Origin of the sequence: Paenibacillus planticolens (assembly GCF_013141725.1) — a bacterium.
Lineage (GTDB): Bacteria > Bacillota > Bacilli > Paenibacillales > NBRC-103111 > Paenibacillus_E > Paenibacillus_E planticolens.
Window position 1 is genome coordinate 246590 of record NZ_WHNZ01000017.1, and the last position, 24470, is coordinate 271059.

General features: G+C 50.7%; 24 protein-coding genes and 2 other annotated features. Of the genes, 3 read left to right on the top strand and 21 right to left on the bottom strand.

Going from position 1 to position 24470, the window contains the following annotated elements:
• Positions 1–4 precede the first annotated feature (4 nt).
• The 11 genes from GC097_RS34165 to GC097_RS09870 form a co-directional block, all read right to left on the bottom strand.
• On the bottom strand, positions 5–703 hold the full coding sequence (locus tag GC097_RS34165; RefSeq protein WP_246294095.1) for a GNAT family N-acetyltransferase: 699 nt from the start codon (positions 701–703) through the stop codon (positions 5–7).
• A gap of 41 nt (positions 704–744) precedes the next feature.
• On the bottom strand, positions 745–927 hold the full coding sequence (locus GC097_RS09825; protein ID WP_171683143.1) for a hypothetical protein: 183 nt from the start codon (positions 925–927) through the stop codon (positions 745–747).
• A gap of 415 nt (positions 928–1342) precedes the next feature.
• The gene (groL, locus tag GC097_RS09830; protein ID WP_171683144.1) at positions 1343–2971 is read right to left on the bottom strand and encodes a chaperonin GroEL; all 1629 of its coding nucleotides are present in this window, start codon (positions 2969–2971) and stop codon (positions 1343–1345) included.
• 97 nt (positions 2972–3068) lie between these two features.
• Complete coding sequence (gene groES, locus GC097_RS09835) at positions 3069–3350, bottom strand: co-chaperone GroES (protein ID WP_028553854.1); 282 nt, start codon at positions 3348–3350, stop codon at positions 3069–3071.
• Between the two features lie 229 nt (positions 3351–3579).
• The gene (tatC, locus tag GC097_RS09840) at positions 3580–4338 is read right to left on the bottom strand and encodes a twin-arginine translocase subunit TatC (protein WP_171683145.1); all 759 of its coding nucleotides are present in this window, start codon (positions 4336–4338) and stop codon (positions 3580–3582) included.
• 71 nt (positions 4339–4409) lie between these two features.
• Positions 4410–5012, bottom strand: coding sequence for a twin-arginine translocase TatA/TatE family subunit (locus GC097_RS34695; protein ID WP_281364280.1), 603 nt, complete (start codon positions 5010–5012; stop codon positions 4410–4412).
• Positions 5013–5261: 249 nt separating this feature from the next.
• Complete coding sequence (locus GC097_RS09850; RefSeq protein WP_171683271.1) at positions 5262–6257, bottom strand: molybdopterin-binding protein; 996 nt, start codon at positions 6255–6257, stop codon at positions 5262–5264.
• 49 nt (positions 6258–6306) lie between these two features.
• Positions 6307–6798: a MogA/MoaB family molybdenum cofactor biosynthesis protein gene (locus GC097_RS09855; protein WP_056608535.1), complete on the bottom strand. Its 492-nt coding sequence runs from the start codon at positions 6796–6798 to the stop codon at positions 6307–6309.
• A 103-nt stretch (positions 6799–6901) separates the two neighbouring features.
• Positions 6902–7390: a cyclic pyranopterin monophosphate synthase MoaC gene (gene moaC, locus GC097_RS09860; protein ID WP_281364281.1), complete on the bottom strand. Its 489-nt coding sequence runs from the start codon at positions 7388–7390 to the stop codon at positions 6902–6904.
• A 16-nt stretch (positions 7391–7406) separates the two neighbouring features.
• Positions 7407–8036 (bottom strand): 5-formyltetrahydrofolate cyclo-ligase, encoded by a 630-nt coding sequence (locus tag GC097_RS09865; RefSeq protein WP_171683147.1) that lies wholly within the window; start codon positions 8034–8036, stop codon positions 7407–7409.
• Between the two features lie 64 nt (positions 8037–8100).
• The gene (locus GC097_RS09870; protein WP_171683148.1) at positions 8101–8931 is read right to left on the bottom strand and encodes an endonuclease/exonuclease/phosphatase family protein; all 831 of its coding nucleotides are present in this window, start codon (positions 8929–8931) and stop codon (positions 8101–8103) included.
• A gap of 145 nt (positions 8932–9076) precedes the next feature.
• Here GC097_RS09870 and GC097_RS09875 point away from each other — a divergent pair, with 145 nt between their 5' ends.
• Complete coding sequence (locus GC097_RS09875) at positions 9077–11023, top strand: ABC-F family ATP-binding cassette domain-containing protein (RefSeq protein ID WP_171683149.1); 1947 nt, start codon at positions 9077–9079, stop codon at positions 11021–11023.
• A 240-nt stretch (positions 11024–11263) separates the two neighbouring features.
• On the opposite strand, the gene GC097_RS09880 is transcribed toward GC097_RS09875, so the two are convergent.
• The 8 genes from GC097_RS09880 to GC097_RS09915 all read right to left on the bottom strand — a co-directional run bounded on the left by GC097_RS09880 (position 11264) and on the right by GC097_RS09915 (position 20104).
• On the bottom strand, positions 11264–13657 hold the full coding sequence (locus GC097_RS09880) for a hypothetical protein (protein WP_171683150.1): 2394 nt from the start codon (positions 13655–13657) through the stop codon (positions 11264–11266).
• 365 nt (positions 13658–14022) lie between these two features.
• Positions 14023–15588, bottom strand: a complete 1566-nt coding sequence (locus GC097_RS09885; RefSeq protein WP_171683151.1) for a 2-isopropylmalate synthase — start codon at positions 15586–15588, stop codon at positions 14023–14025.
• A gap of 506 nt (positions 15589–16094) precedes the next feature.
• Positions 16095–16350 (bottom strand) — a binding site (T-box leader).
• A gap of 37 nt (positions 16351–16387) precedes the next feature.
• Positions 16388–16638 (bottom strand) — a binding site (T-box leader).
• A 74-nt stretch (positions 16639–16712) separates the two neighbouring features.
• On the bottom strand, positions 16713–17789 hold the full coding sequence (gene tsaD / locus GC097_RS09890) for a tRNA (adenosine(37)-N6)-threonylcarbamoyltransferase complex transferase subunit TsaD (RefSeq protein WP_171683152.1): 1077 nt from the start codon (positions 17787–17789) through the stop codon (positions 16713–16715).
• A gap of 15 nt (positions 17790–17804) precedes the next feature.
• A complete protein-coding gene (rimI, locus tag GC097_RS09895; protein ID WP_171683153.1) occupies positions 17805–18308 on the bottom strand; it encodes a ribosomal protein S18-alanine N-acetyltransferase in 504 nt (167 codons plus the stop codon).
• 2 nt (positions 18309–18310) lie between these two features.
• The gene (tsaB, locus tag GC097_RS09900) at positions 18311–19135 is read right to left on the bottom strand and encodes a tRNA (adenosine(37)-N6)-threonylcarbamoyltransferase complex dimerization subunit type 1 TsaB (RefSeq protein ID WP_171683154.1); all 825 of its coding nucleotides are present in this window, start codon (positions 19133–19135) and stop codon (positions 18311–18313) included.
• Entirely contained in the window at positions 19132–19623 is a 492-nt protein-coding gene (gene tsaE / locus GC097_RS09905) for a tRNA (adenosine(37)-N6)-threonylcarbamoyltransferase complex ATPase subunit type 1 TsaE (RefSeq protein WP_171683272.1), read from the bottom strand. Before tsaE ends, tsaB begins: the two co-directional genes overlap by 4 nt.
• A 116-nt stretch (positions 19624–19739) precedes the next feature.
• Positions 19740–19922, bottom strand: a complete 183-nt coding sequence (locus GC097_RS09910) for an H-type small acid-soluble spore protein (protein WP_171683155.1) — start codon at positions 19920–19922, stop codon at positions 19740–19742.
• Positions 19919–20104 carry a hypothetical protein gene (locus tag GC097_RS09915; protein ID WP_171683156.1) on the bottom strand — a complete coding sequence of 62 codons (186 nt, stop codon included), beginning with the start codon at positions 20102–20104 and terminating at the stop codon, positions 19919–19921. Before GC097_RS09915 ends, GC097_RS09910 begins: the two co-directional genes overlap by 4 nt.
• A gap of 183 nt (positions 20105–20287) precedes the next feature.
• Here GC097_RS09915 and ku point away from each other — a divergent pair, with 183 nt between their 5' ends.
• On the top strand, positions 20288–21160 hold the full coding sequence (ku, locus tag GC097_RS09920) for a non-homologous end joining protein Ku (protein ID WP_171683157.1): 873 nt from the start codon (positions 20288–20290) through the stop codon (positions 21158–21160).
• Positions 21161–21221: 61 nt separating this feature from the next.
• On the opposite strand, the gene GC097_RS09925 is transcribed toward ku, so the two are convergent.
• Both GC097_RS09925 and GC097_RS09930 read right to left on the bottom strand, forming a co-directional pair.
• Positions 21222–22166, bottom strand: a complete 945-nt coding sequence (locus GC097_RS09925; RefSeq protein ID WP_171683158.1) for an ATP-dependent DNA ligase — start codon at positions 22164–22166, stop codon at positions 21222–21224.
• Positions 22167–22497: 331 nt separating this feature from the next.
• Complete coding sequence (locus GC097_RS09930; protein ID WP_171683159.1) at positions 22498–23667, bottom strand: YhgE/Pip domain-containing protein; 1170 nt, start codon at positions 23665–23667, stop codon at positions 22498–22500.
• 180 nt (positions 23668–23847) lie between these two features.
• Here GC097_RS09930 and GC097_RS09935 point away from each other — a divergent pair, with 180 nt between their 5' ends.
• Positions 23848–24462, top strand: a complete 615-nt coding sequence (locus tag GC097_RS09935) for a TetR/AcrR family transcriptional regulator (protein WP_171683160.1) — start codon at positions 23848–23850, stop codon at positions 24460–24462.
• Positions 24463–24470: the final 8 nt, after the last annotated feature.

The following is a 24470-nucleotide window of genomic DNA, read 5'->3' on the forward strand; positions in this document are numbered from 1 at the left end:
GCCTTCACACTAATTGAAGATAGTGAGTTATATATAAATCGTTTGTTTTCAATTCGAATCCCAATGAACAATAGAATTTATCAGCTATAGGATTATCCGTTTTGAGAACAAGAGTCCTATAATGCATTTTTGCTTCTTTCATTATTTCATCCATCAGTAAGCTTCCAATGCCAGAACCACGAAAATCCTTCGATACATACAAGCGGCGTACACGCCCAATTGTTCCCTCTTGCGAATAAGGGTCTTGAGTAAGCCCACAAATGCCAACTATTCGATTATGAGCATACGCAACGAATAGTGCTTCACCTTGCTTATCAAACCTGTTTATTCCAGCTTGATATTCATTAACCAAACGTTTCAAATGCCTGAATCCTTCATGATCGCTCTCTTCAACCAACTTATCTATTTCGCTGAGAACCAAACTTTCGCTTCTAGTAATCTTCACATTCTTCAACTTGTTTTGCTCCTTACGCCATTCATCGTGTTTATCTTTATAAGCGGCAATAATAGAAACAAGCAACGAACAACATCCAGAAATGAATGTAAAAACAAAAGTGATGATTGACTTAAAATGGAACTTACCATCACCAAGAACTCCAACCCTATTTGTTGTGAAATAGTTGTAAGTATACAAACACATTATCACTGAAAATATGATTACTAGCGTTGAACCAACTAGTCCAAAAACCACTTTTTTTCTCATTTGTCATGCACCAGCCTGCTCTTAAAATAAAAGAATCCTTTTCATCTGAAGTTCATTCCAATAATTCCAAGTAAAATAACCACACCAAAAACGACCACAAACCCAATTGCAAAGTTCACCCAAAATGGACGTTCATTCACATCGCTATTGTTTATCATCATATCAACTTTCGTTTCAACCCTAATCAGACGTTCCTTTAATTCTTGAATTTCTTTATCATCCATCAAATGATTGCCTCCAGATTAAGTTAACTTTATTCAGTGACAATTTTCCACAATTAGGTTGATTATACCATTAAACTAGGGTACCGCCAGCCCCGCTGGCTGTTTTTATTATCCTACAATTTGTCTATTCAGCAAACAATTATCTAATCTTAAGCCCGCATTAATCTTCACCAGTTATTCTATAAGCAACCCCACTATTCACATATAGAGAATTGGACTTACAGCCCTAGAAAGCTGTAGGTCTAATTTTCATTTACGGACTCAACGCCCCCTCATTCATATCACCAAACAAAGAAAAAGAGGCCTCCCACAAGTTCGTTGAACTCATGAAAAACCTCTAATCTCAGATCGATGAAGTCAGAATGAGGTCAATTGACCTCATTCAACCATCGAACCCTTATATAGTGGGCGATGATTACATCATGCCGCCCATTCCACCCATGCCGCCCATATCAGGCATGCCTGGTTTGTCTTTTTCTGGTTTGTCAGCGATAACCGCTTCAGTCGTCAAGAACATAGCCGCTACGGATGCCGCGTTTTGAAGAGCGGAACGCGTTACTTTCGCAGGGTCAACGATACCAGCTTCGAACATGTTCACCCATTGGCCAGTAGCTGCGTTGTAGCCGATGCCTACTTTTTCGTTTTTCAAGCGCTCAACGATTACGGAGCCTTCTTGACCAGCGTTGGCTGCGATTGTGCGAACTGGCTCTTCCAGGGAGCGCAGGATGATGTTAACGCCTGTTTGCTCGTCGCCGGAAGCTACTACTTTAGCTACTGCGTTGTATACGTTCACGAGAGCTGTACCACCACCGGAAACGATACCTTCTTCAACAGCTGCGCGAGTTGCGTTCAGAGCATCTTCGATGCGAAGTTTGCGCTCTTTCAGCTCAGTTTCAGTAGCTGCGCCGACTTTGATTACCGCTACGCCGCCAGAAAGTTTAGCCAAACGCTCTTGCAGTTTTTCTTTATCGAAATCGGAAGTTGTTTCTTCCAATTGGGAGCGAATTTGTGTAACGCGTGCAGCGATGTCTTTTGCGTCGCCAGCACCGTCAACGATGATTGTGTTTTCTTTGGTTACGCGGATTTGACGCGCGCTACCCAATTGCTCAGGACGCGTGGATTTCAGATCCAAACCAAGTTCTTCTGTAATCACTTGTCCGCCAGTCAAAGCAGCGATATCGCCAAGCATTGCTTTACGACGGTCACCGAAACCAGGAGCTTTAACAGCTACGCAAGTGAATGTTCCACGAAGTCTGTTCACAACAAGCGTTGCTTGTGCTTCACCTTCAACATCTTCAGCGATGATCAGAAGTTGTTTGCCGGATTGAACCACTTTTTCAAGAACAGGCAAGATTTCTTGGATATTCGAGATCTTTTTGTCAGTGATCAGGATGTATGGGTTGTCAAGGACAGCTTCCATTTTATCCGTGTCAGTGATCATGTAAGGGGAAGTGTAGCCACGGTCAAACTGCATACCTTCTACAACTTCAAGCTCCGTTAAGAAGCCTTTGGATTCTTCAACCGTGATAACGCCGTCTTTGCCTACTTTTTCCATAGCTTCAGCGATCAGTTCGCCTACTTCTTCGTCAGCAGCAGAGATTGCCGCAACTTGTGCGATGGATTGTTTGCCTTCGATCGGCTTAGCGATGGATTGAAGCTCTTCCACAGCCGCTTTAACAGCTTTCTCGATACCTTTGCGGATAACCATTGGGTTAGCGCCTGCAGTAACGTTTTTCAGACCTTCACGGATCATAGCTTGCGCTAGAACCGTTGCAGTTGTTGTACCGTCACCGGCAACATCGTTTGTTTTGGTAGCAACTTCTTTAACAAGTTGAGCTCCCATGTTTTCGAAAGCATCTTCAAGCTCGATTTCTTTCGCGATCGTCACACCGTCATTCGTGATGAGCGGGCTGCCGAATTTTTTCTCAAGTACAACGTTACGGCCTTTAGGACCAAGGGTTACTTTTACAGCGTTAGCCAAAGCATCTACCCCGCGAAGCATCGCGCGGCGTGCGTCTTCACTGAACTTAATATCTTTTGCCATGATTAGGAAACCTCCTCTTATTAAAAACGGTACATAGTAAGTAGTAAAACGGAAAACCTAAGTAAACTAACGTATTGCCGATCTATATCCTGCTAAATTAGGCTAATACAGCGAGAATGTCGCTTTCGCGCAAGATCAACAGTTCGCGGCCTTCGTATTTCACTTCAGTTCCTGCGTATTTGGAGAAAATGATGCGGTCGCCTTCGCTAACTTCAAGCGGAACACGAACGCCATCTTTCAACGCGCCTGCGCCTACCGCTACAACTTTACCTTCTTGCGGTTTTTCTTTCGCTGTATCTGGCAGCACGATACCACTTGCTGTAGTCTCCTCTTTCGCAACGGCTTCAATGATAACTCGATCACCTAACGGTCTGATCATGGAAAAATAGCCTCCTTTAGAAAATTGGTAATGGTGTTTTCGGGGTTATTAGCACTCGAATGTGTTTAGTGCTAACAACAATACTTATGATACTCATTCTGGGAGTAATTTGCAAGTCCTTTTACACATTTTTCGTACTTTTGAACACCCACCTCATTCTACCCAAAAGAAAAACAAATATTCCCTGTTTCAAAAGAAAACAGCCTGCGCATCCGAGCAGACTGTTTTTCTATTTGGGACCAAATTCCCGCTCCCACTCTGCATCCTGCAGCAATTGTTTGCGATAAATAAAGCGCGACATAAATACGCTAAATTCATACAAAACGATAAGCGGCACAGACACCAGAATAGCCGAAATGGCATCCGGAGGCGTAATGACCGTGGACAAAATAACGAGCAGCATGTACGCATATCTTCTGAACTTATGCAGCCGTTTTGGATTCAGAAGCCTGATTTTCGTCAAGAACATCACGACAATCGGCATCTCAAACACAATCGCAAGCGGAATGATAATGTTGAACATAAACGTAAAATATTGCGCCGCACCGTACATCTCCGTAATTTCAAGACTATGGCTAATGGAGGAAGTAAAGTAGAAGGCCATCGGAAAAACAACCCAATATCCGAAAGATAAACCCGCTAAAAAAAGCAAAAATGCATAGGGAATATAAATAATCGAAGCTTTCTGCTCCGTCTCCCGCAGCCCTGGCTTAACAAAAGCCCATATATGGTACAGCGTAACCGGCAATGTGATTAGAATACCGACGGCTAAACCGAAATTCATATATAGACGCAAAGCGTCCCATGGTGAAAAAACATTCCATCCGATCCCGTTTGCCGGCGGAATATTTTTGAGGTATCGAATAATGGGCTTCGCGCAAATTAAACCGCCTACCATGCCAATGACCAAGAAAACCAAAATCCACATGATCCGTTTGCGCAGCTCGCCAAGGTGCTCCACGAGCGACATTTCTTCGTTTGTTGACATATTTCACCAACCTGATCCAGTGAATCAAGCCTAGAAAGGCTGAGCCACTTGTTATGCTAAAAATAAAACGACTAGTCCGGCAGACGCCGCGGATTGCTTGGCTGAGCGGCTGTCGGCGCGGCAGACGCCGCTGCAGGTGCCGATGGCTTTGCGCCGCCAGCTGGTGCAGCAGAAGAAACTGCGGGTGCATCCGTCTCCACCAATGCAGGCGCGCTCGATACGAACAGCACAGCCGGTTTCGGAGCTGCTGGTGTTGTTGGCGCTGCAGCAATGCCAGGCGATGCACCCGTCTCCGCAGGCGCCGGGGCACTCGACACAAAGACCACTGCCGCAGGCGTCGCAGTTGTCGGGTCTGCCGCGGAAGCGCCTGTCTCCGAAGCTGCTGCCGGAACATCCGGCTGCTCCGGGCTCGCGTCGATTGCCGGCGCGGCACTTGCCGCCTGCTCGACAGCTTGCGGCGCTGGCGCAGCAGCCGGAGCCTCCGGCGCTTTCACCTGCGGCGGCTCATCGCTCATGAGCTCGCTCGCAGCTTTCTTGAAATCCCTGATCGTGCGTCCCAACACACGGCCAATCTCAGGGAGCTTCTGGGGCCCGAACAAGACAAGCGCAACGATGGCAATTAATAATAGCTCGCTGAAGCCGATATTTTGGAACATGTCTTTCAACTCCATCATGTATTGCTTTACGCATAAGGTACTGCGTTCATCTCAAAAACAATTAACAGGAAAATGTACCGCTAATTTGTTCTCAGAAACCAGATAGACGCTATTAGCTGGAATTTTTCCCGTTAATTTCGGGATATCCTCTGAAAACAGCCAAAACCTTCTAAATTAACGGTAGATTTTCCACTAAATCGCATTTATCACGACAATGGCTCCATTTAGGGGGAATTATTCCCGTTAAACGAAATCTCGCACAAACTTCTAACACTGATAAAAACCGCCGTACCCCATCTCCGTAATGTCGCTGCGCACAATCGTCTCACCCGCGCATATGCGCGGCAGCAGCACATCAAAAGACGTGTACGGGTCATGCATCACACAACCCGGCAAGCCCATGATCGGCACATCGCCCAGATAGGCGATCATCAGCATCGAGCCCGGCAGCATCGGCGTGCCGTAGCTGACCACGCGGGCGCCGGCCTGCTTAATCGCGCCCGGCGTGCGATCGTCCGGGTCCACGGACATGCCGCCCGTGACCAAGATCAGATCCACGTCCTGCGCAAGCAGCGCGTGGATCTCACCAACAATCGCTTCGCTGTCGTCGTCTGCGAAGCGCTGGTCCACAACCTCAGAGCCGAGCTGCGCGACCTTCTCCTTCACCACGGGGCCGAATTTATCCTGAATTCGGCCCTTGAACACCTCGCTGCCCGTCGTCACGACGCCCACGCGCAGCTTGCGAAACGGCTTCACCTCAAGCAAGGTGAAGCCCTCCGCACGTCGAGCGGCGGCCAGACGCTCGACCTCCGCAACCTTCGCTTCGTCCACAATCAGCGGGATCACCCGCGTGCCGATCAGCGAAGCGCCTTCCTTGACGACGGTGCCTCCGCGTACTGTCGACATCACAACCTCGTCGATCGCGTTCACGCTGTCGACGAAAGCTTTATCGATTCGGACTAAGCCGTAAATCGGCGATTTGACGTTCACCTTGCCTTCATGCGGCTCCGTAAGCTTGAGCCCGTCGCCAGCGATGGCTTTCGCCATGCGCAGGGCGGCCTCATCCTCATGCAAGTAGCCCGGTTGCAGCTCCATCGCATAGATATGCTCTTTGCCGATGCTGAGCAGCGCCGGAATATCCGCCTCCGTCACTTGGTGGCCTTTGCGGAACAAGCGTCCTTTGAACTCGCCGGGCAAAATCTGCGTAAGATCATGAGGCAGAATCATGCCGACCGCATCTTCAACCTTCACTTCGCGCAGCATAGCATCCCGTTTGCTCACGTTTGATCACCTTCTTGCTTGACCCGAATATTCACCCGTGGTCACCTTCTTTGCCTGTCAGAATGCCCAGCGCATGCGGAAGCTGATCGATAATCGCCATCAGATTCTCCTGTACGCCTTTGGGACTGCCCGGCAAATTAATAATCAACGTGCGTCCGCGAATGCCGGATACCGCTCTGGACAGCATCGCTTTCTTCGTTTTCTGCATCGATATCATCCGCATCGCTTCGGCAAAGCCAGGAGCAACCCGGTCAATGACATTAAGCGTCGCTTCCGGCGTCACATCGCGGGGAGCCAGTCCTGTCCCGCCCGTCGTTAAGATCAGATCGGCCTGATAATAATCCGTCATTTCTATTAATGAAGCCATAATTTCGTCCATCTCGTCCGGCACAACCCGGTACTCGATGATCTCGCCTTGAATTTCTTCTTCAATAAGCTCGCGGATTACCTGAGCGCTAGTGTCCTCTCGTTCTCCTCGGTAACCGCGGTCACTGGCTGTCAAAATCGCAACTTTCCAGTGCATCCTTCGTCACCTCTCCCTTGTTAACTGAATGAGATAACCCCTACTACTGAATGAACGTCGACTTTCTCTATACGCAAACCCAGTCGTTTAAGTCGCGCTGTCATCAACTATCCTGTCTGTGAAAATCCCCATTTGTACCGCCTGTTTTCATGACTAACAGCGTGGAGCTAATGATCATATCCTTCTCTGCGGCTTTACACATGTCGTAGACGGTCAGCGCGGCGGCGGATACGGCCGTTAATGCTTCCATCTCAACGCCTGTCGGCCCCGTCGTCCTTACAGTTGCTTCTATGTAGAGTTCATTGCTGCCATTATCAGCAAACTGAATGTCAACGCCCGATAATGCAATCGGATGGCACATCGGAATCCAGTCTGACGTTTTTTTTGCAGCCATGATGCCAGCCACCTGCGCGACAGCGAGGACGTCGCCTTTTTTCATTTTACCCTGTTTAATCAAGGCAAGCGTCTCACTTTTCATAAGTAAAGTAGAACGAGCTGTCGCCGTGCGTTTCGTTTCCGTTTTGTCCGAAATGTCGACCATGCGGGCTCGTCCCTGTTCATTAAAATGCGTTAATGGAGAGGAATCGGGCAAATCACTCACCTCTGTTTTATGTTTCTGATCTAAACACCATCTTGCTCTCGGTGACTATGCCGTCAACCCGGAAATCATGCCAGGAAGATGGAACCGCAGGAATCAACTGCTTATCAAAAGCCGCTGCAACCGCAAAGGGCCTCATCAAGCCGCGCGCAGCAAACAACTGCATGAACCTGTCATAGAAACCGCCGCCATAGCCAAGTCTTCCGAAATCCATGTCAAAAGCAAGCCCCGGCACCAAGATCAACGAGATAGTGGACAAATCATGCTCAATCGGCACATCGTCGTGCGGCTCTCTAATGCCCCATGCTCCGCTCTCCAAATCTTCGTAGGCGCGAATGATATGCAAATTCATCGTTTTCGTATCTGCTACAACCTTCGGCACAAGCACACGAATTCCCTGCTGCCAGCACCATTCCATCAGAGGGGCAACGTCCAGCTCGGACCGGAATGGCATGTAAGTCATTATTGTAGGGGGAACGGACGCTTCCTGACCCTGAGTGCCAAGAAGTCTGTCTGAACAAAGCTTCGTCATTCGCTCATGAATGCGCAGCTGCTTCTCTTCCCGTTCTTCCGCTGTGATGGAGGAGCGCAGCTCTTCCATTTCCTTACGCAGTTCAATTTTTCGCTCTCGGATGTTCATACTGGCTCAGCCCTTCCCTAACAAGGAGTGGTTTCCCCCATTTTAACATAAACAAGGAAAAAAACTATACTCGTGCTGGGGACCCCAGCGGAATCCGCGTCATGACGGGAAAATGATCCGAAAATATCGTCGGAACCGTCCATGCCGAACCCGCATTTTTCACATTTGTAAAAACATAATCAATCCTTTGACCGCTAGCAAAAGTCCCCTTTGCATCATTCCGCAGGGGCACGTCAACCAGCGCCATCCCGTTCATTTTTACAGGAAATGCATCCTCTTCCATATTAAAATCGCCGGCAACGACGAGCGGACCTTCCTTATCCGACAAAAGCTGCGAGATCCGGGTAAGCTGAAGCCTCCGATCCTCTTGCGACAGGCCTAAGTGGGTCGTTGCAAGACGAACCTGCTCGGAACCGATACGTACGGTAGCCATTAGCAGACTTCTTGTTTCCTTGCTCCCCGGCAGAAGCGTCCAACTGCTGTCCTCGATCGGATAACGGCTTAGAAGCGCATTGCCATATTGCCCTACACTATAGGTTAAACTAGGACTATAACGCATATTCATACCCAGCATGTCCGCCAGTTCCCGGGCTTGATCCGTGAATCCGCTGCGCAAACGGTAACGGTCCACTTCTTGCAGGGCGATGATGTCGGCATTCTCATTCTGAAGAAGCTCGGCAATCCGTTTAATATCGACTTTACCGTCCAGCCCTTCGCCGTGGTGCATATTCAGCGTTATCATTGTGAAGGAGGACGGTGCGTCTAAACTAGAGGCAGGTAAAGCAGCAACATTTAGCAAATGACCATTACCCCAGCAGTTGATTGGCTCTACTAGCATTACAGAAATCAGAACAAATAAACCAATATACCTGCCAAGCCGCAAAAGCTTAAGCACCCTACCTCACCCCCTTCGTCTATGCAAAATTAAGCATACGACGCACTCACGCATGGTGTATACTAGTGAATTGATGGGATTATAGCCAGTCCGATCATGGGGGCTTGCACAGATTCTTTCATTAATAAGCAGGAGGCATCGGCAAATGCTATTACAAGTTTCAAACTTATCCAAAAGCTATGGGGTACGTTCCGTACTCTCCAATATAACGCTTCAAATCGAAGACAAGGAACGCATCGGTTTAGTCGGTGTCAACGGCGCGGGGAAATCGACCTTGCTCCAGATCATTGCCGGGGAAATGTCCTATGACAGCGGCGACATTTTCAAAGCGAAAGAGACGAAAATCGGTTATTTAAAGCAAAATAGCGGACTCCAAACGGACAAGTCTATCTGGAACGAGCTGCTCAGCGTGTTTAGTTCTTTACTGGAGACCGAGAGAGAACTGCGTGAGCTGGAAGCCATGATGGCAGACCCTTCGTTGATCGAGGATGAAAAAAAGTACGAATCCACGATGAACCGGTACGCGGGGCGCTCCGAATATTTCCGTGAGCAGGGCGGCTACGAAATCGAAGCCAAAATTCGCGGCATCCTCCACGGGATGGGTTTCGGCCAATTTCCACCGGATACCCTCGTTCAAACGTTAAGCGGCGGTCAGAAAACAAGGCTAGCCCTGGCCAAAATGCTGCTCGAAGAGCCCGACCTGCTTATGCTGGATGAGCCGACGAACCATTTGGACATCCAGACGCTGACTTGGTTGGAAGGCTATTTGCGGGGCTATCCGGGCGCTATTCTGGTTGTGTCCCATGACCGTTTCTTCCTTGACGCGTTAGCGACGTCCATCTATGAGATTGAACGGCATGCATCCAAGCGGTACACCGGCAACTATTCCCGATTCATCGAGATCAAGGAAGCCAACTATGAGATCGAAATGAAGCAATTTGAAAAGCAGCAGGAAGAAATCGCAAAGCTGGAAGATTTCGTACAGCGTAATATCGTACGTGCGTCTACGACCAAAAGAGCGCAGAGCCGCCGCAAGCAGCTTGAAAAAATGGATCGTCTCGACAAGCCGATGGGAGATTTAAAGCGGGCATCGTTTTCTTTTGAAATTGAGCAGAGCTCCGGAAAAGAAGTTCTCCAAGTCGACCGTCTGGCACTTTCGTACGATGGGAAAAACAGATTGCTCGACGGTGTCTCGTTCCAACTGCGTCGTTCGGAAACGGCTGCCCTTATCGGCCCCAACGGTGTCGGCAAATCGACGCTGCTCAAAACATTGATCGGCCAGCACAAACAAGACGCCGGCACCTTCAAATGGGGCACTGGCGTCACAATTGGCTATTACGATCAAGAGCAGACGGGTCTAACCCCGTCCAACAGCGTGCTGGAGGAAGTCTGGAACACCTATCCGCATCTGGAGGAAGCCCGTATTCGCACAGTGCTTGGGAATTTCTTGTTCAGCGGCGAAGAAGTGTTCAAGAAAGTCTCCTCCTTAAGCGGCGGCGAGAAAGCCCGCGTGGCTTTAGCCAAGCTCATGCTGCAGAAAGCGAATGTGCTCATCCTCGATGAGCCTACCAACCATCTGGATCTGTACAGTAAAGAAGTGCTGGAATCGGCTTTGATGGATTACGAGGGAACGCTCCTCTTCATCTCCCATGACCGCTACTTCCTGAATAAAATGGCCGAGAGCATGCTCGATCTGCAAAAAGACGGACTCACCGCCTATCTCGGCAACTACGACGATTACTTGGAGAAAAAGGCGGAACTCGCCGAAATCGAGTCTAAGCGCCTGGCCAAAGAAGCGGAGAAAAAATCCGCCGGCAGCTCCGGAGCAGGAAAAAATGAATCCGCCGTTAGCGGCGGGTATGAAGCGGATAAGCTGGCGAAGCGCGAAGAACGCAGCCGCCAGCGCAAGCTGGAGCAGCTCGAGCTCGACATCGCTCGGCTGGAAGACGAAGTATCCGTCCTGGAGGCGGAGCTTGCCGATCCTGAGGTGTACAACAACTACGTCCTCGTTCAGGAGAAGACGGCCGAGGTGGACAAGCGGAAGAGCACGCTTGCGGCTTGCTATGAGGAGTGGGAAACACTCCTCGCGTAGAGCGAGTAAGTTTGTGGGACAGCCTTTTGTGCAGATAGGCTTCTATGGTCAAATAAGGGGAAAATTCCCCTCTAATTTGATTGCAGAAGCTTGTCAGATCCTTTTAGCAGAAAAAACTCCCTTTATTTCGACCGAGTTCGTGAGAATCTACGAAATCCGGTCAGATTAAAGGGAGTTTTTCTTTCTATTTCCTTGCGAGGTCAACTTTCGAGCAATTTAGAGGGAGATTTTCCAGTTAGCTTACTTCGCCTCGGTATATGAAAGCTCCCGCAGCCGCAGGAGCAGCATCGGAACCGCGACGAAGACGATCAGCGTCGCCGCCGCGACAATGCCGGAGTCATTCAGCAGCAGCGCTGCTATGGCTCCGATCATATTGGCGGAAAACCCGTACATCCAGTACGGGTTTTTGTGCTGCCATACGCGGAGGCGCCCGCGGGGGCGGAGCACAAGCACGGCCATCACGAAGAGGCTCGTGATGAGCACTTTGCTCCAAACGGATGCACGTAGCAAGTGCACGTTCATCCGCAGCTTCCGCTCGATCAGATGTCCGATCTGATCGAACTGCCCGGCGCGCAGCGCGTGAAACGCGCGCCCGACATGGCTCTCCCGCGCGAACGCCGCGGGAGAATCGGCGCTGTTGAGCAGCCACAGCGCCCCCACTCCCAGCGCGAGCAGCGCCGCCAGCAGGGCAGAGCCCCTGCCTAGGCGCAGCTCGCGCCAGCGAACGCCGGCGAAGCACTGCGCGCCGGCCACGCCGAAGGCGACCGCGGCGCTCAGGGCGCCGCCCGCGTTCGCGCCAAGTGACGGTGCCGCCAGGCACGCCGTCACGAGCAAGAACACTGCGCATACGGCTGCCTGCGCAGCGCGGCCGGGAGCCCATGCTTCTGCGCCAGCATCAGCAGCAGCAAATCGGCGCTGTAATGCCGCCGTAGTCCCGAGCACAAGGGCGCCGATCAGGACGCCCATGTACTCATTGCCGATGCCGTAGTAGCGCGCGCCAATCATTGGATCATAGCCGAGCACCGAATGCTTCATCGCATGCGCTCCGGTGCAAGTGTCCAGCATAATGACCGCTGCCGTCCCTACCCCAAGCCAAATCATCGTCTTCGTTTGGCTGCATGATTCCAGTATCCAAGCAAGAGACAGACTGGACACAATGAACGCGATCACTTGAACGATAATCGCTACGGAGATCCCTAGCAGGGCTGTCAAAGGAGCAGCCAGCCACCCCATCATCAGCATAACGACAGGCGCTGTCAAAAGCGACAGCAGCAGTGTCCGTATAACTTTGGTCGACCGGAGAGCTGTCTTGCCCCAGCCTGTCCAGGCTGATCCCTTTCTCTTCATCCACACAATATAGAGCAAACTTACCAACAGGACAGCCATCTCGTATGAGGCAAAAGGATATAGCAGATAAGGTCTGCTGCGATAAATCATCTGCATGCTGCTCTGATCTTGAAGCAGCGCTGCGAGCCCACCGCTCACTCTAGCCGATGTTAACGGGATGCCCACCTGCCCAATGGGAATCGGAATTTTGAACTCACTCAGCAGCGTGCTTGTGAAATCTTGAAAGGTCACAACGCCATTTCTCCGGGTAGATTCCGAGACCAGGATTTCCCCTGTGCTCCCCGCTGTGTAATGAAGGATCGGCGACAAGTATAATTTGGCTCTAGCTGCTTCCCCGTTCACCTCTGGCGAGAACATCCACAGGCTGTCTTGCCCAGGGTGCACTTCCTTCATGATCTGTCCCAGCCATTGATCCATTTCTCTCAGCACGTTGCCTTTTATCTCATTAAACCGATCTTGGTCGTAATGCGTTCGGTCACTGTACAGTCTATACAAATCGCCCCATTCAATTAGCGTGATGCTTGGCTGCTGCCTCTCTTCCCATAATGAGGTTAAATGAGCATAATGGGTACTCGTTCCATAAGGTCTATCTACTATGACAGTCGCAGCATCGTCACCAAGTGCCCCTTTATCCACAATGCCATTGGAGTCCATCAGCATAAGAGGAGCATAGCGCCGCAATTGCTTTTGTTCCAGGTGCAATCCTCTGCCTAAATCACTGCTCCCGAACACAGAGCGATGAATCCCATACATGTTCAGCAAATCCCCCAGCACACCAACCCCGTAAGCCTGCTCTTTGTTAAACCGCTTGATCATAGCCAAATCAGGTACAAGCAAAGCGTCTTCCTCCGGAGGACTAGTCCGATTCCCATCGGGCAGCCCCGTATACCGATTCATTAGCTCAGACGCGGGAACACCATGCCTTATTTCCTTTGCGGCAAAAGTTTGCGCCTCCGCGACCCCTGCAGCAGGTTCGCCTGCTCCTAGCGATGTATACACATCTCTCATCGAACGATTGGCCGTACGAATATTCATAGCGCCAACAGCGCCACTCTCCGTCAATCGCTTAAAATGAGGCAGCCCCGCCAGTTGTTCAGGCCGCAGCTCCAAAAACGAAAGACCAGGTATCGAAACGACGGTGACCTTTTTAACTCTTTCAGCTCCGTCTACATTTTCTGCATTGTGGATGGTCGGGTTACTATAAGCCCCAGCAGTCCCCAAATTTGTGGATAACTGCAAAAATAAACCTAAGATACCCACAACCCAGAGCATTTTTCTTAGCTTCATGGGTATTCTCCTGCCGTTTTTGCTTTTAGCATTTTCAACCATCGGCAAAAGTATCCACTGCTTGATTGTTCCGAAAATTTAAATAGAGGTTCCTAGCGCCTATTTTTCCTTTACATAGAGTTATCCACAAAAAAAAGAGAGGCGAAACCCGCCCCTCCTCACGATTTTCAACTGTTTTCCACATTCTTATCCACATTATCCACAAAATCGTGTTAAAAAGTTATTCTACATTTTGAGCTCCAAAAAAGGTTGATTTATGGGGAATTCTTAAAGTTATGCACATTATACACAGGGTATGTGTATAACTTTGTTCACAAGTCGTGTATATAACTAAGTTTTCTCACAATTCGCGTAGGTTCTCTCCATTAAGAAGCTGTCGTTGCTTCGGCGGACGTTACGGGATGGCCCTGCATACGAATCGCTTGGTTGCATGCCGAGATAAAAGCTTTTGCCACCGCGATCAGCACATCTTGGTCAATTCCGGTATTTTTATAGGTTTGCCCGTCTACCGCGATGGTGACCTCAGCTTCACCGGTCGCTTTTTCACCTGTCGATAAGGAGTGCAGCTCCAGATCTGCGAAATCCACATCCATCGGGATCGCCTGCCGCAGACTTTGAATGATCGCCTCGATAGGCCCTTCGCCTGTGCCTGAGTAGACATTCTCGACACCAGTCTGGTTGTTCCGTACAGATACTGAGGCGACCCGGTTGCGGTCACTGCTGGAAACGACTTGCACATGCATCAGCGTAAAAGGCTCCATTTGCCCTTCGACCGTCGTGCCTACAAGCTCCAGAAGCTGGTCGTCGGTCACCATTTTTTGCTCATCGGCTTTTTCCTTGAACTTGGTATACAGCGTGTCGAGCTCTTCTCCCGTAAGCTCAATGCCAAACTGCCCTACGCGATGCTTCAGCGCATGCCGTCCGGAGTGTTTGCCCAGAATGATCATAGAGCGCGGAATTCCCAGCTTCTCCGGGTCCATAATTTCATACGTGTTGCGGTTTTTGAGCAGACCGTCTTGATGGATGCCCGCTTCATGCTGGAACGCATTTCTTCCAACAATCGGTTTGTTGTACGCAATCGGGAAGCCCATAATCCGGCTGACCATTTTGGATGTGTTGAAAATTTCGCTGGACACAATCCCGGTTTCCACACCCATCGTTTGCTTACGCGTCTCAATCGCCATCACCAGCTCTTCCAGCGAACAGTTGCCTGCGCGCTCCCCTACCCCGTTCACAGTTACCTCTACATGGGTAACGCCTGCCGCAATAGCCGCAAGGCTGTTCGCCACGGCAAGGCCCAGATCGTTGTGGCAATGCGCGCTATACTCGACCGTATCGCCGCCTCTTACACTTTGGCGCACTCTGCGGAACATCGCGCCGTATTCTTCCGGCAGCGCATAGCCGACCGTGTCCGGGATGTTCAAAATCGTAGCACCCTCGGCGATAACCGCTTCAAGCACTTCAAACAAGAATTCGTCACCGGTCCGGGTAGCATCCATCGGCGAGAATTCAATGTTGTTCACGAATTGCTTCGCATACGCAACCATACTGCGAGCCATCTCGACGACCTGCTGGCGGGATTTGCGAAGCTGGAAATCCAGATGGATGTCCGACGAGGACAGAAACATGTGAATGCGGCGCGAAGCGGCGTCCTGTGTAGCTTTTACCGCCGAGTCAATATCGGCCTTCATCGCGCGGGCAAATCCGCAGATCTCTACGCCCTGCAGCTCACGCGAAATTTGCTGCACCGCATGGAAATCGCCGGGACTCGAAATCGGGAAGCCGGGCTCGATCGTATCTACGCCCATTTTCGCCAGCTGTCTGGCGATTCTGATTTTCTCCTCCGGATATAGGGATGCTCCCGGCGCCTGTTCGCCGTCTCTCAGTGTCGTATCAAAAATGCGAATGCGTCGGTTTGTGTTATTTTCCATGGTTCAATTCCTCCTCGAATTAGGGCCGCTTTTTGTGGGCCGATAGTGGTAATGGTTACTGGTTAATTCAGTTGGTTGTTGTTTGTTGGCTGTTGGCTGTTGGCTGCTGGCTGTTGGCCGTTGGCTGTTGGCCGTTGGCTGCTGGCTGTTGGTTGTTGGCTGCTGGCTGCTGGCTGTTGGCTGTTGGCTGTTGGCTGTTGGCTGTTGGTTACTGCTTACTACTTACTGCTTACTAGCTACTGGTTGCCAAGTCTGTCGGTTGCATCGTTTTTAAGGGAACGCCATTCCGTTATTCAGCCAAAAACGCAGCACCTCGGGCATTTGAGGGAACTACAGAGTCTTATTTCAGCTCGATGGGCTAAATTTTCACCAAAATGGTAAAATAGCGGACCATAGTTCCCTCTCCCAAGCTCCAAGGGCTGTTTCCGCAGAAATAGCGCCCTGCAGTTCCCTTTCGACCGCAAAGGGGCGTCACCGCTCAACACAAAAAGACCCGTCATCTCCACATAAGAGACGACGGGTCTTCACCCAGCGCGGTACCACTCTTGTTGACTCCGCATACGGAGCCCACCTCAGACATAGCGGCTGCTATGTCACCCGATCACGGAGGTCATCCGTTCATCCCTAACAGCATTTGAAAAACTGCCGATCAGGATGACCGCTTCCAAGCGAGTTCGGGGCGTTCACGGTCTGCGTTGCATCAACCCGCAGCTTTCTGTACCGTAGAAATGAGCCCTTACTACTCTTGTTCATTGCGTTTATTGTATGTTTGAAAACCAAAAAGACCTGCCATCTCTATAAAAGAGACGACAGGTCTGAACCTTCCGCGGTACCACTCTAATTGATCCGAGCTGTTACGCCCGAAACCACTCATGTACCCGATCACGGGGGTCAACCGTCAAGACCTACTTGGGTGCTGGATCCTTGGCATCCTTATCAGCCTTACCGCTCCCGGGCGAGTTCTGGTCACGTTTCGTCTGTGCTTTCACCAAGCGCACAGCTCTCTGAGCGAAACTGAGGTTCCGTACTATTCCCGTTCGTTGCGTTTTAAAGTATTGATTGTGATTATAATATGCACGTTCGGCAAAGTCAATACAGTTATCTGAACATTTATTTTTTTCAGTCTACCATTCTTCAAGCTTGAGCTGAGGCTCAGCTTTGAGCTCCATCGAGTCGAACTCCTGCTTGTCCCACTTGAGGAAAGCGGCTGCGCCTATCATCGCAGCGTTGTCCGTGCATAAGGCGTGCGGCGGCACCAGCAGCGGCACGCCCAGCTCCGCGCAGCGCTCAGCCAGCACGCTGCGGAGCCCTTTGTTCGCGGCGACGCCGCCCGCGAGCAGGAGCTGCTTCGCGCCGTATTCACGCACGGCGCGACTAGCCTTCTCCACAAGCACGTCGATGACGGATGCTTGGAAGCCTTTGGCGATTTGCGCGGTTTGAACGGCTTCGCCGCGCATTTTGCTTTGGTTGACGACGTTCAGCACCGCGGATTTCAAGCCGCTGAAGCTGAAGTCGTAAGAGTCCGCCTCGAGCCACGAGCGAGGCAGCTTGATCTCGGATTCGGCTTCCTGCGCCAGCCGATCCACATGGGGGCCGCCCGGGTAAGGCAGGCCCATGGCCCGGGCGATTTTGTCGTACGCTTCGCCTGCCGCGTCATCGCGCGTTCGCCCGATGATCCGGAATTTGCCCGGCTCTTCCAGTAGAACAAGTTCCGTGTGCCCGCCGGACACGACGAGGGAGATGAGCGGATATTCCAGCTCATGCACGAGCTGATTCGCATAAATATGCCCCGCAATGTGGTGAACGCCAATAAGGGGCAGATCCAGCGCGCAGGCGAGCGCTTTGCCCGCAACGACGCCAACCAACAAGGCCCCGATCAGACCGGGCCCCTCCGTTACCGCAATCGCGGACAACTCCTGCAGTGAGATGCCCGCTTCTTCAACGGCTTCCTCCAGCATCCATGTAATCGACTCCACATGCTTCCGGGAAGCCACTTCAGGCACAACGCCGCCAAAGCGCTGATGCGTTTCGATCTGGCTCGAAATGACATTCGAGCGTATGATTTTCCCATTTTCGACAATGGCTACCGAAGTTTCGTCACAACTTGTTTCAATCGCTAAAATATAGACCGGTTTAGCAGGCTTGGCCGCATTCGCTTCCGTCAATTCTCGTTGTTGTTCATCAAATTTAGTCACATTCATCACCTGCCGAAAGCCTCAATCCCCGAGACTATCCTTTCTTCTCTTAGGCAAATCCGCCCACATAATAACGGCATCTTCCCGATTATCGGTATAGTAGCCTCTGCGCACACCAACGGAACGGAAGCCGACTTTTTCATACAAATTTTGCGCCACGTAATTCGATGCCCGCACTTCCAGCGTCATTCGAATCGCTCCCAGGAAAGCGGCCGTTTTCATTAGCTCACGCATAAGACGCTCGCCCAGCTTGCGCCCTCTGTAGGTGTTGCGGACAGCAATATTGGTAACGTGCGCCTCCTCCATAATGAGCCACATGCCGCCATATCCGGCAACCTCGCCGCCGATATCCATAATCATATAATGCGCGAACTGATTGTTCGTTAGTTCATTTTCGAATGCGCCTTTGGTCCAAGGGGTTGTAAAAGCTTCCTGCTCAATTTCGCAAATAAAGGGGATGTCTTCCATATGCATGGAGCGAAAAACCATCGTATCTGCCGTTGTTTGCGGCTGGTGTTGTTCCATGATCAAATTCCCCCCTTCTTCACCTGGACCCCGGCCAGCAAATTGGCTTCAGCTTCCGGCAGTCTCGTGTAGTTTGGCACAAACGTATGTACATCCGCCTTCTCGCCTCTAGCCAATCGCGGATAAGCGAGCTGACCGATATACTGGGCTTCAATACCGTAGGAAAGCACCCCAAAGCTTCCCTGCCAATCCTGGGCAAATTGCGCAAGCTCGTCGTTGAAGCCCTCTGTTTCGCCTACGAAGAGGATCTCCTTGGGCTTTTGTTCAGGCCCTGCATTCGCTGCATGTACAAGCAATTCCGCCAGCCATGGCCCAATGACACGAATGCCGTCCGGCAGCACTTCACGCCAATCTGCGGCAAGCGCGCCCTCCGCTGTCATCGGGGAGAAGCCTGAGTAGGCGTATACGGCGGTGAAAGCTTGTTTGCGTCTTCCGTCCAAAAGCGGAACCACCCACGTGAGTCCGTTATCGCGCTCACCCTGCCCTTTCATCGCTCCGCCGAGCGCCATCGCCTCTAAGCTGGAAACCCCAATCAAGTCCAGGCCTAGCGACCAGGCAAATGTTTTGGCTACGGACACAGCAATACGAACCCCCGTATAGGATCCGGGGCCTTGGCCCGCAGCGACGGACTGCAGGTCTTTGGGTTTAAGTTTCAATGAAGCAAGCAGATCTTGAATGTGGGGCAGCAGCCCGATGGAGTGATTCCGTTCAGCGTGTGAGCTCACCTCGCCCAGCAGCACTCCGTTCTCCAGGATGGCAACTGTCATGGCTGAGGATGAGGTATCGATGGCTAAGCATCGTCCAGTAAATTTTGTCCGTTCTGTCATTGTAAATGTCCGTTCTCCTTCATCTGTTCACACCAACTCACATACGGATCTCCATGCGGAGTCAGGTGAAATACTCTGGTTTGATCCCCCTGAAGGGCAATTGTGATTGCAAGCCGCTCCTGCGGCAGAAGGTCTTCAATTAGGCTGGACCATTCGACCAATGTCACGCCGGCCCCGTAGAAGTAATCCTCAAGCCCCAGCTCGTCCGCCTCCTCTTGGGAAATGCGGTACATATCCATATGGTTGAAAGGAAGCTTCGCTCCCTCATATTCTTTAATTATGGTAAACGTAGGGGAATTGACATTTTCCTGAATGCCTATCGCCCTTGCGAAGCCTTGCGAAAATCTCGTTTTGCCGGCTCCCAAATCGCCATCCAACGTCAGAACGGCCCCAGGCTGTAAGAAGGCAGCCAACAATTTTCCCAACTTATCGGTATCTTCCTCATGCTGGGAGTAGTACGTAAATGTGGACTGAGTCAGTGATCTCATCCCTTTCTTCCGATTGCGCGTGCTGCTCTTATTATAGTCTTCGCCAATAGGCACAGCAACCTGAAATGAAAAAAAGCCCGTCCCGATTCGCATCGGAGCAGGCTGGCCAATTTCCGTCAGTTGACTTCTTCCAGTTCTTGAACGGTCACTAACCTAGAATCGGCCGGGTTTTCTTCGGCATGAACCTTGACCAGCGCTTTGCTGGAATCCACACTGTCGATCCAGACCGGAACGCCGTTCAGTTCAACGGTAATTTTGTGGTCAGCGGCTAAAATTTCCTGAGCGCGATGAAGGTTCATGGCTCATCCAATACAGATTCCGGATGATCCATCGTATCCGTCGATGTGGATTCGATTAATCCGTTATGCATGGTGACGTTGCCGCCTCCCAAGCCTTCATTAATCATCCGGTCAATATCCATAAAATGATCTTCTTGTCCCTGATCGTTCGTATCTTGGGATGCATTTGAATCTTGCGCCATCCGTGAATTCCTCCTTAGCATTAGCTTTGCCTTTGACAAACCTTATAGCACTAAAAGCACTAAACTTGCACCTATAACGTACCCACTCCGGAGGCAAACCATTCTCTTAAATCGTTGCCGTATAAAGGAAGGATAACAAGAGAATACTAGTACAATGAAGCTCATTTGGGGAGGAATCCATCGATGCATACGGTTTGGAAAGGCGCGATCTCTTTCGGACTTGTTCATGTGCCTGTGAAAATGTTTTCAGCTACGGAAGATAAAGATATCTCTATGCGATACATACATAAAACTTGCATTACCCCACTAGCCTATGTGCGCAAATGCCAGACTTGCGAGAAGGAAGTAGAGTGGGATGAAATTACGAAAGGCTATGAATACGAGCCGGGACGTTTCGTTCTTTTTGAAAAGGAAGAGTTAGAGACGATTTCAGGTGAAGCGAATAAAGAGATCAAGATTCTGGATTTCGTCAACTTGACGGATATCGATCCGGTGTATTTTCAAAAGACGTACTATTTAGGGCCGGGAGATACGGGTGCCGGAGCGTATAATTTGCTGCTTGACTCCATGCGCCAAACCGGTAAAATCGGTATCGCCAAAGTCTCGATCCGTTCCAAGAGCTCCTTGGCCGCTATTCGTGTCATTGAGAACTGTCTGGCGCTCGAGACCATTTTCTACCCTGACGAAATCAGGCCCATCTCACAAGTTCCTAACCTCCCCGAGAAAGTGAACGTAAACGAGCGTGAACTGGATATGGCGAAAATGCTGATTAGCCAGCTATCTTCTCCCTTTGAACCTGAAAAGTATAAAGACGAGTATCGCGGACGATTGTTAGAAGCTATCGAGCACAAAATTGCCGGAGAAGAAGTGCAAGCTGCGCCTGCCCTGCAAAAAACGAGCGTCATCGACCTTATGGCAGCGCTGCAAGCGAGTCTCGATGCTACGAAGTCACCGGATGACGGCAAAGTGACGCTAGCGCCGGATACTACCGTTACGGAGGAAAAGAAGCCGAAAGCGAAACCCCGTGCCAAAAAAACGAAGGAACCCGTTACGTAAAACAAATAAGCGCTGATCCTTGTGTTGAAGGATGAGCGCTTTTGTATTTTAAAGCTAGCAGCTAAAGTTGGCTGAAATTGCACTCCTGCGGTGAGACGGAGACTACGGATTGAATACTCGGCTGGCGTAAATTTCTGTCCCGCGTCCATGCCATGTAGTTGATTTTTACGGTAATGAGGGGCTGGATCCAGATGGCTTCTTTGGACCTTTCAGGGGTATTCCTGAACGGCTTTTTCTCCAAAACCATGGCATTGGTTGCTTCGGTTAAAGATCTCCAATCGTTCTGCGTTAATTTCCCCGTCCCCGCGTGACCAATATACCAAAGCTCCCCGGAATCGTCATAGAGACCAAGCAGAATGGCGTTTACCAGATTGCCTCTCTTCGTTACTCCGCCTACGACAGCGATCAGATCATGAATAATTTTCTTTTTCATCCAGCGCTTATCTTTGCCGTTTAGTTGATATTTGCTGTGTAAATCTTTGATCACAATGCCTTCCATGTCATGCTGCTCCATTACGGCATATAGGGAATCAGGGTCTGCATGGTTGGCAACCAGCTGAATCGTTTCGCTCGTAGAAACCACTCTAGACAAAAGCTGCTGTCTCTCTTGCAGCGGTTTATCGACAAGCCATTCTCCGTCAAGGAATAGGATATCAAAAATCATATAAACGACAGGGACAGCTTTGATGAGCAGCGGAATGTTTTTGGAGTTTCTTACACCGTCTCTGCGCATAATTTCATGAAAGGACGGCTTCCCGTCTTTGAGGGCAATGATTTCCCCGTCTAAAATGACGGATTTGGCTTTGCAGTAGGAGGCAATGTCTGCAATCTCCGGGTACTGGATCGTTCGATCGTTCAATCTTCGGTTGATGAGACGAACTTCTTTGCCGTCAAAATAGGTCAGCATTCTTACGCCGTCCCATTTGATTTGCGCCACCCAATCCCCAGATGCCGGCAGCGTGTTTGTACTTATCGGTTCGAAAGGAATCACAGGACTTAGTTCCATACATGCCCCCACTTGTTTGTTCGGTAATCTTCATTATTGCCATCCCTGATAAAGAAAAACCGATTTAAGAGAACTTCATTCCCTTATATAGACGAAAAGTGGACATCCGGGAGTTGGGAGGGAACTACAGGGCTTTATTCCACCACTGTTGTCCAAATATATGTCCAGTATGGCGAATTAGCGGACTGTAGTTCCCATCCCTTTGCTCAAAGAGCTGTTTTGGGCAAAATAGCGCCCTGTAGTTCCCCTTCCAACCTCTGGGGCAGGCATTGAGACTGTTTCGCCGCGGCTTCATCGAAGCTGAAGCTGACGGCGAAAAACATTGCCCCGTTTAGGCAGATACCGACGGTTCAGCCGCTTTGCGAGGCTTGAACACGGATAGCACGATCAAGATCAGGCCCGTGACTGCCATGCCGGCAAGCACATATAGGCTTTGGCTCAGAGAGCCTTCGCCGCCAAAGTACATGATGCTGCGAAGACCGGCTGCCGCGTAGCGGAAAGGCGTCCACGAGTACAGCCAATCGACTGTTACTTGGGGCATGAATTCCCGCGGCATGCCGATAACCGGCATCGAGAAGAAGAAGATGAGCACAAGCACAATCATCGACGGGAGCCCGATCCAGTTCAGCAGCGTCGTCTGCACGAGGAAGAACGCCGCCGCCATAAGCCAGAGGTACAACCAGGTTTGCCCAAGATGCGTAAACTCCATACCGTACCACGAGTGCGCCATCCACAGAAGGAACGCAGAGGCGGCCGTAACGAGCAGCAAGCCTACCGCAAGCTGTGAAGCGACAGTACCTTTAAGACTGCGTTTGTTTTTGCCATGCTGCTGAGCGGTTAAGAACATGACTGCGGAGCTTACCATACAAGCAAGCCACAGTATTTGCACAAGCATGTTCGGCGCGCCGCCGCTGGCATTATTCGAGCCCGCAGGATGGACGATTTGTTCCGACACTTGGAACGGATGCAGGAGCGCGCTTGCTGCGGACACCGGGATCTGCTGCGCATGCTGTCCAATTTGGCCAAGCAACTGTCCCGCCAGCTGCGAACCGAGCGTGTTCACTGTTTGCTGCAGAATCGTCCGGACAGCCGCCACGGCTTGGGCGTTCGTGCCTTCGTTCAGCACAATGCGAACGGCCGCGGGTTTCGGAGCCGGCGACTGCAGCGACGCAATGCCCGAGCTCAAATCTGCGGGAAGCACCAGCGCGCCGTACACCTTCTGCTCGTCCAATTGCGTTGCAAGCTCCGCTTCCGAGCCGACCTCCACCCATTGGACAGGCAGTTCGGCAATGCCTTTCAGTTTTTCTTTCACCATCTCGCCGACCGCTAACGCGCTGCCATCCGGCAGCTTAACCGGTTGATCGAGGACGACTAGGGCTACCGGTACATTTTTCGGCTTGGCGCTGAGCACCGAACCCATCATCGCGAGTCCAAAAATCATGATAACAACGAAAACCGCCACAAAACCAATACGCGCCGTCTTCATTTTAATAAAAGACATATGCATAACCTCCTACTTTATAATCAACATCTTGTTGAATAATGACCACATTGTTGATTATAATCAGGTTTAAGAAACGTTCAATACGCAATATGCCAATGAAATGTCGTGTAATCAACAGCTGCGGAAGACAGTGTCGATTATCGGGAAAATAAATCGTTCAGGGATGTGTTGCAGGCTATGACGGAGAAAATAGACAGAAGGAAAGCGAAGACGAAACAGGCCCTTCGGGACGCCTTGGTCGCGCTGATTAGGGAAAAAGCCATCGAGAGCATCACGGTCAGCGACCTGACGCGCAAAGCGGATATCAATCGCGGAACGTTCTATTTGCACTATAGAGATGTACTCGATTTGCGCGATCACATCAAAGCGGAAGTCCAAGAAGGGCTGCTGCGCATCGTTGCGCATTTAGAGCCCAAGGACATGTTTAACCAAGCCTCCGAGGGCAAAGTGTATGACGGGCTTATTCGCGTGTACGAATATTTCGATTCGCAGGCGGATTTCTTCGAGGTTATGCTCGGCCAGAATGGAGATCTGTCCTTCTCAAGCTTAATGAAGGAAACGATTCATACCCACATGTACCGCAAACTGATCGCCGCCCAGCCCCAGAACGATATGCTCGTGCCGGCGGACATTCTGATCGGCTATGTGGCTTCCGCCCATTTCGGCTTCATCCTGGAATGGATCCGCAGCGGACGAAAGCAAACCCCGGCCGAGCTGGCTAAGTATATGTCGGATATTATGTATCACGGCCCGCTCCGGGCGCTTGGATTCCTGCCGCCGAAGACGCAGTAAGCGCGCCA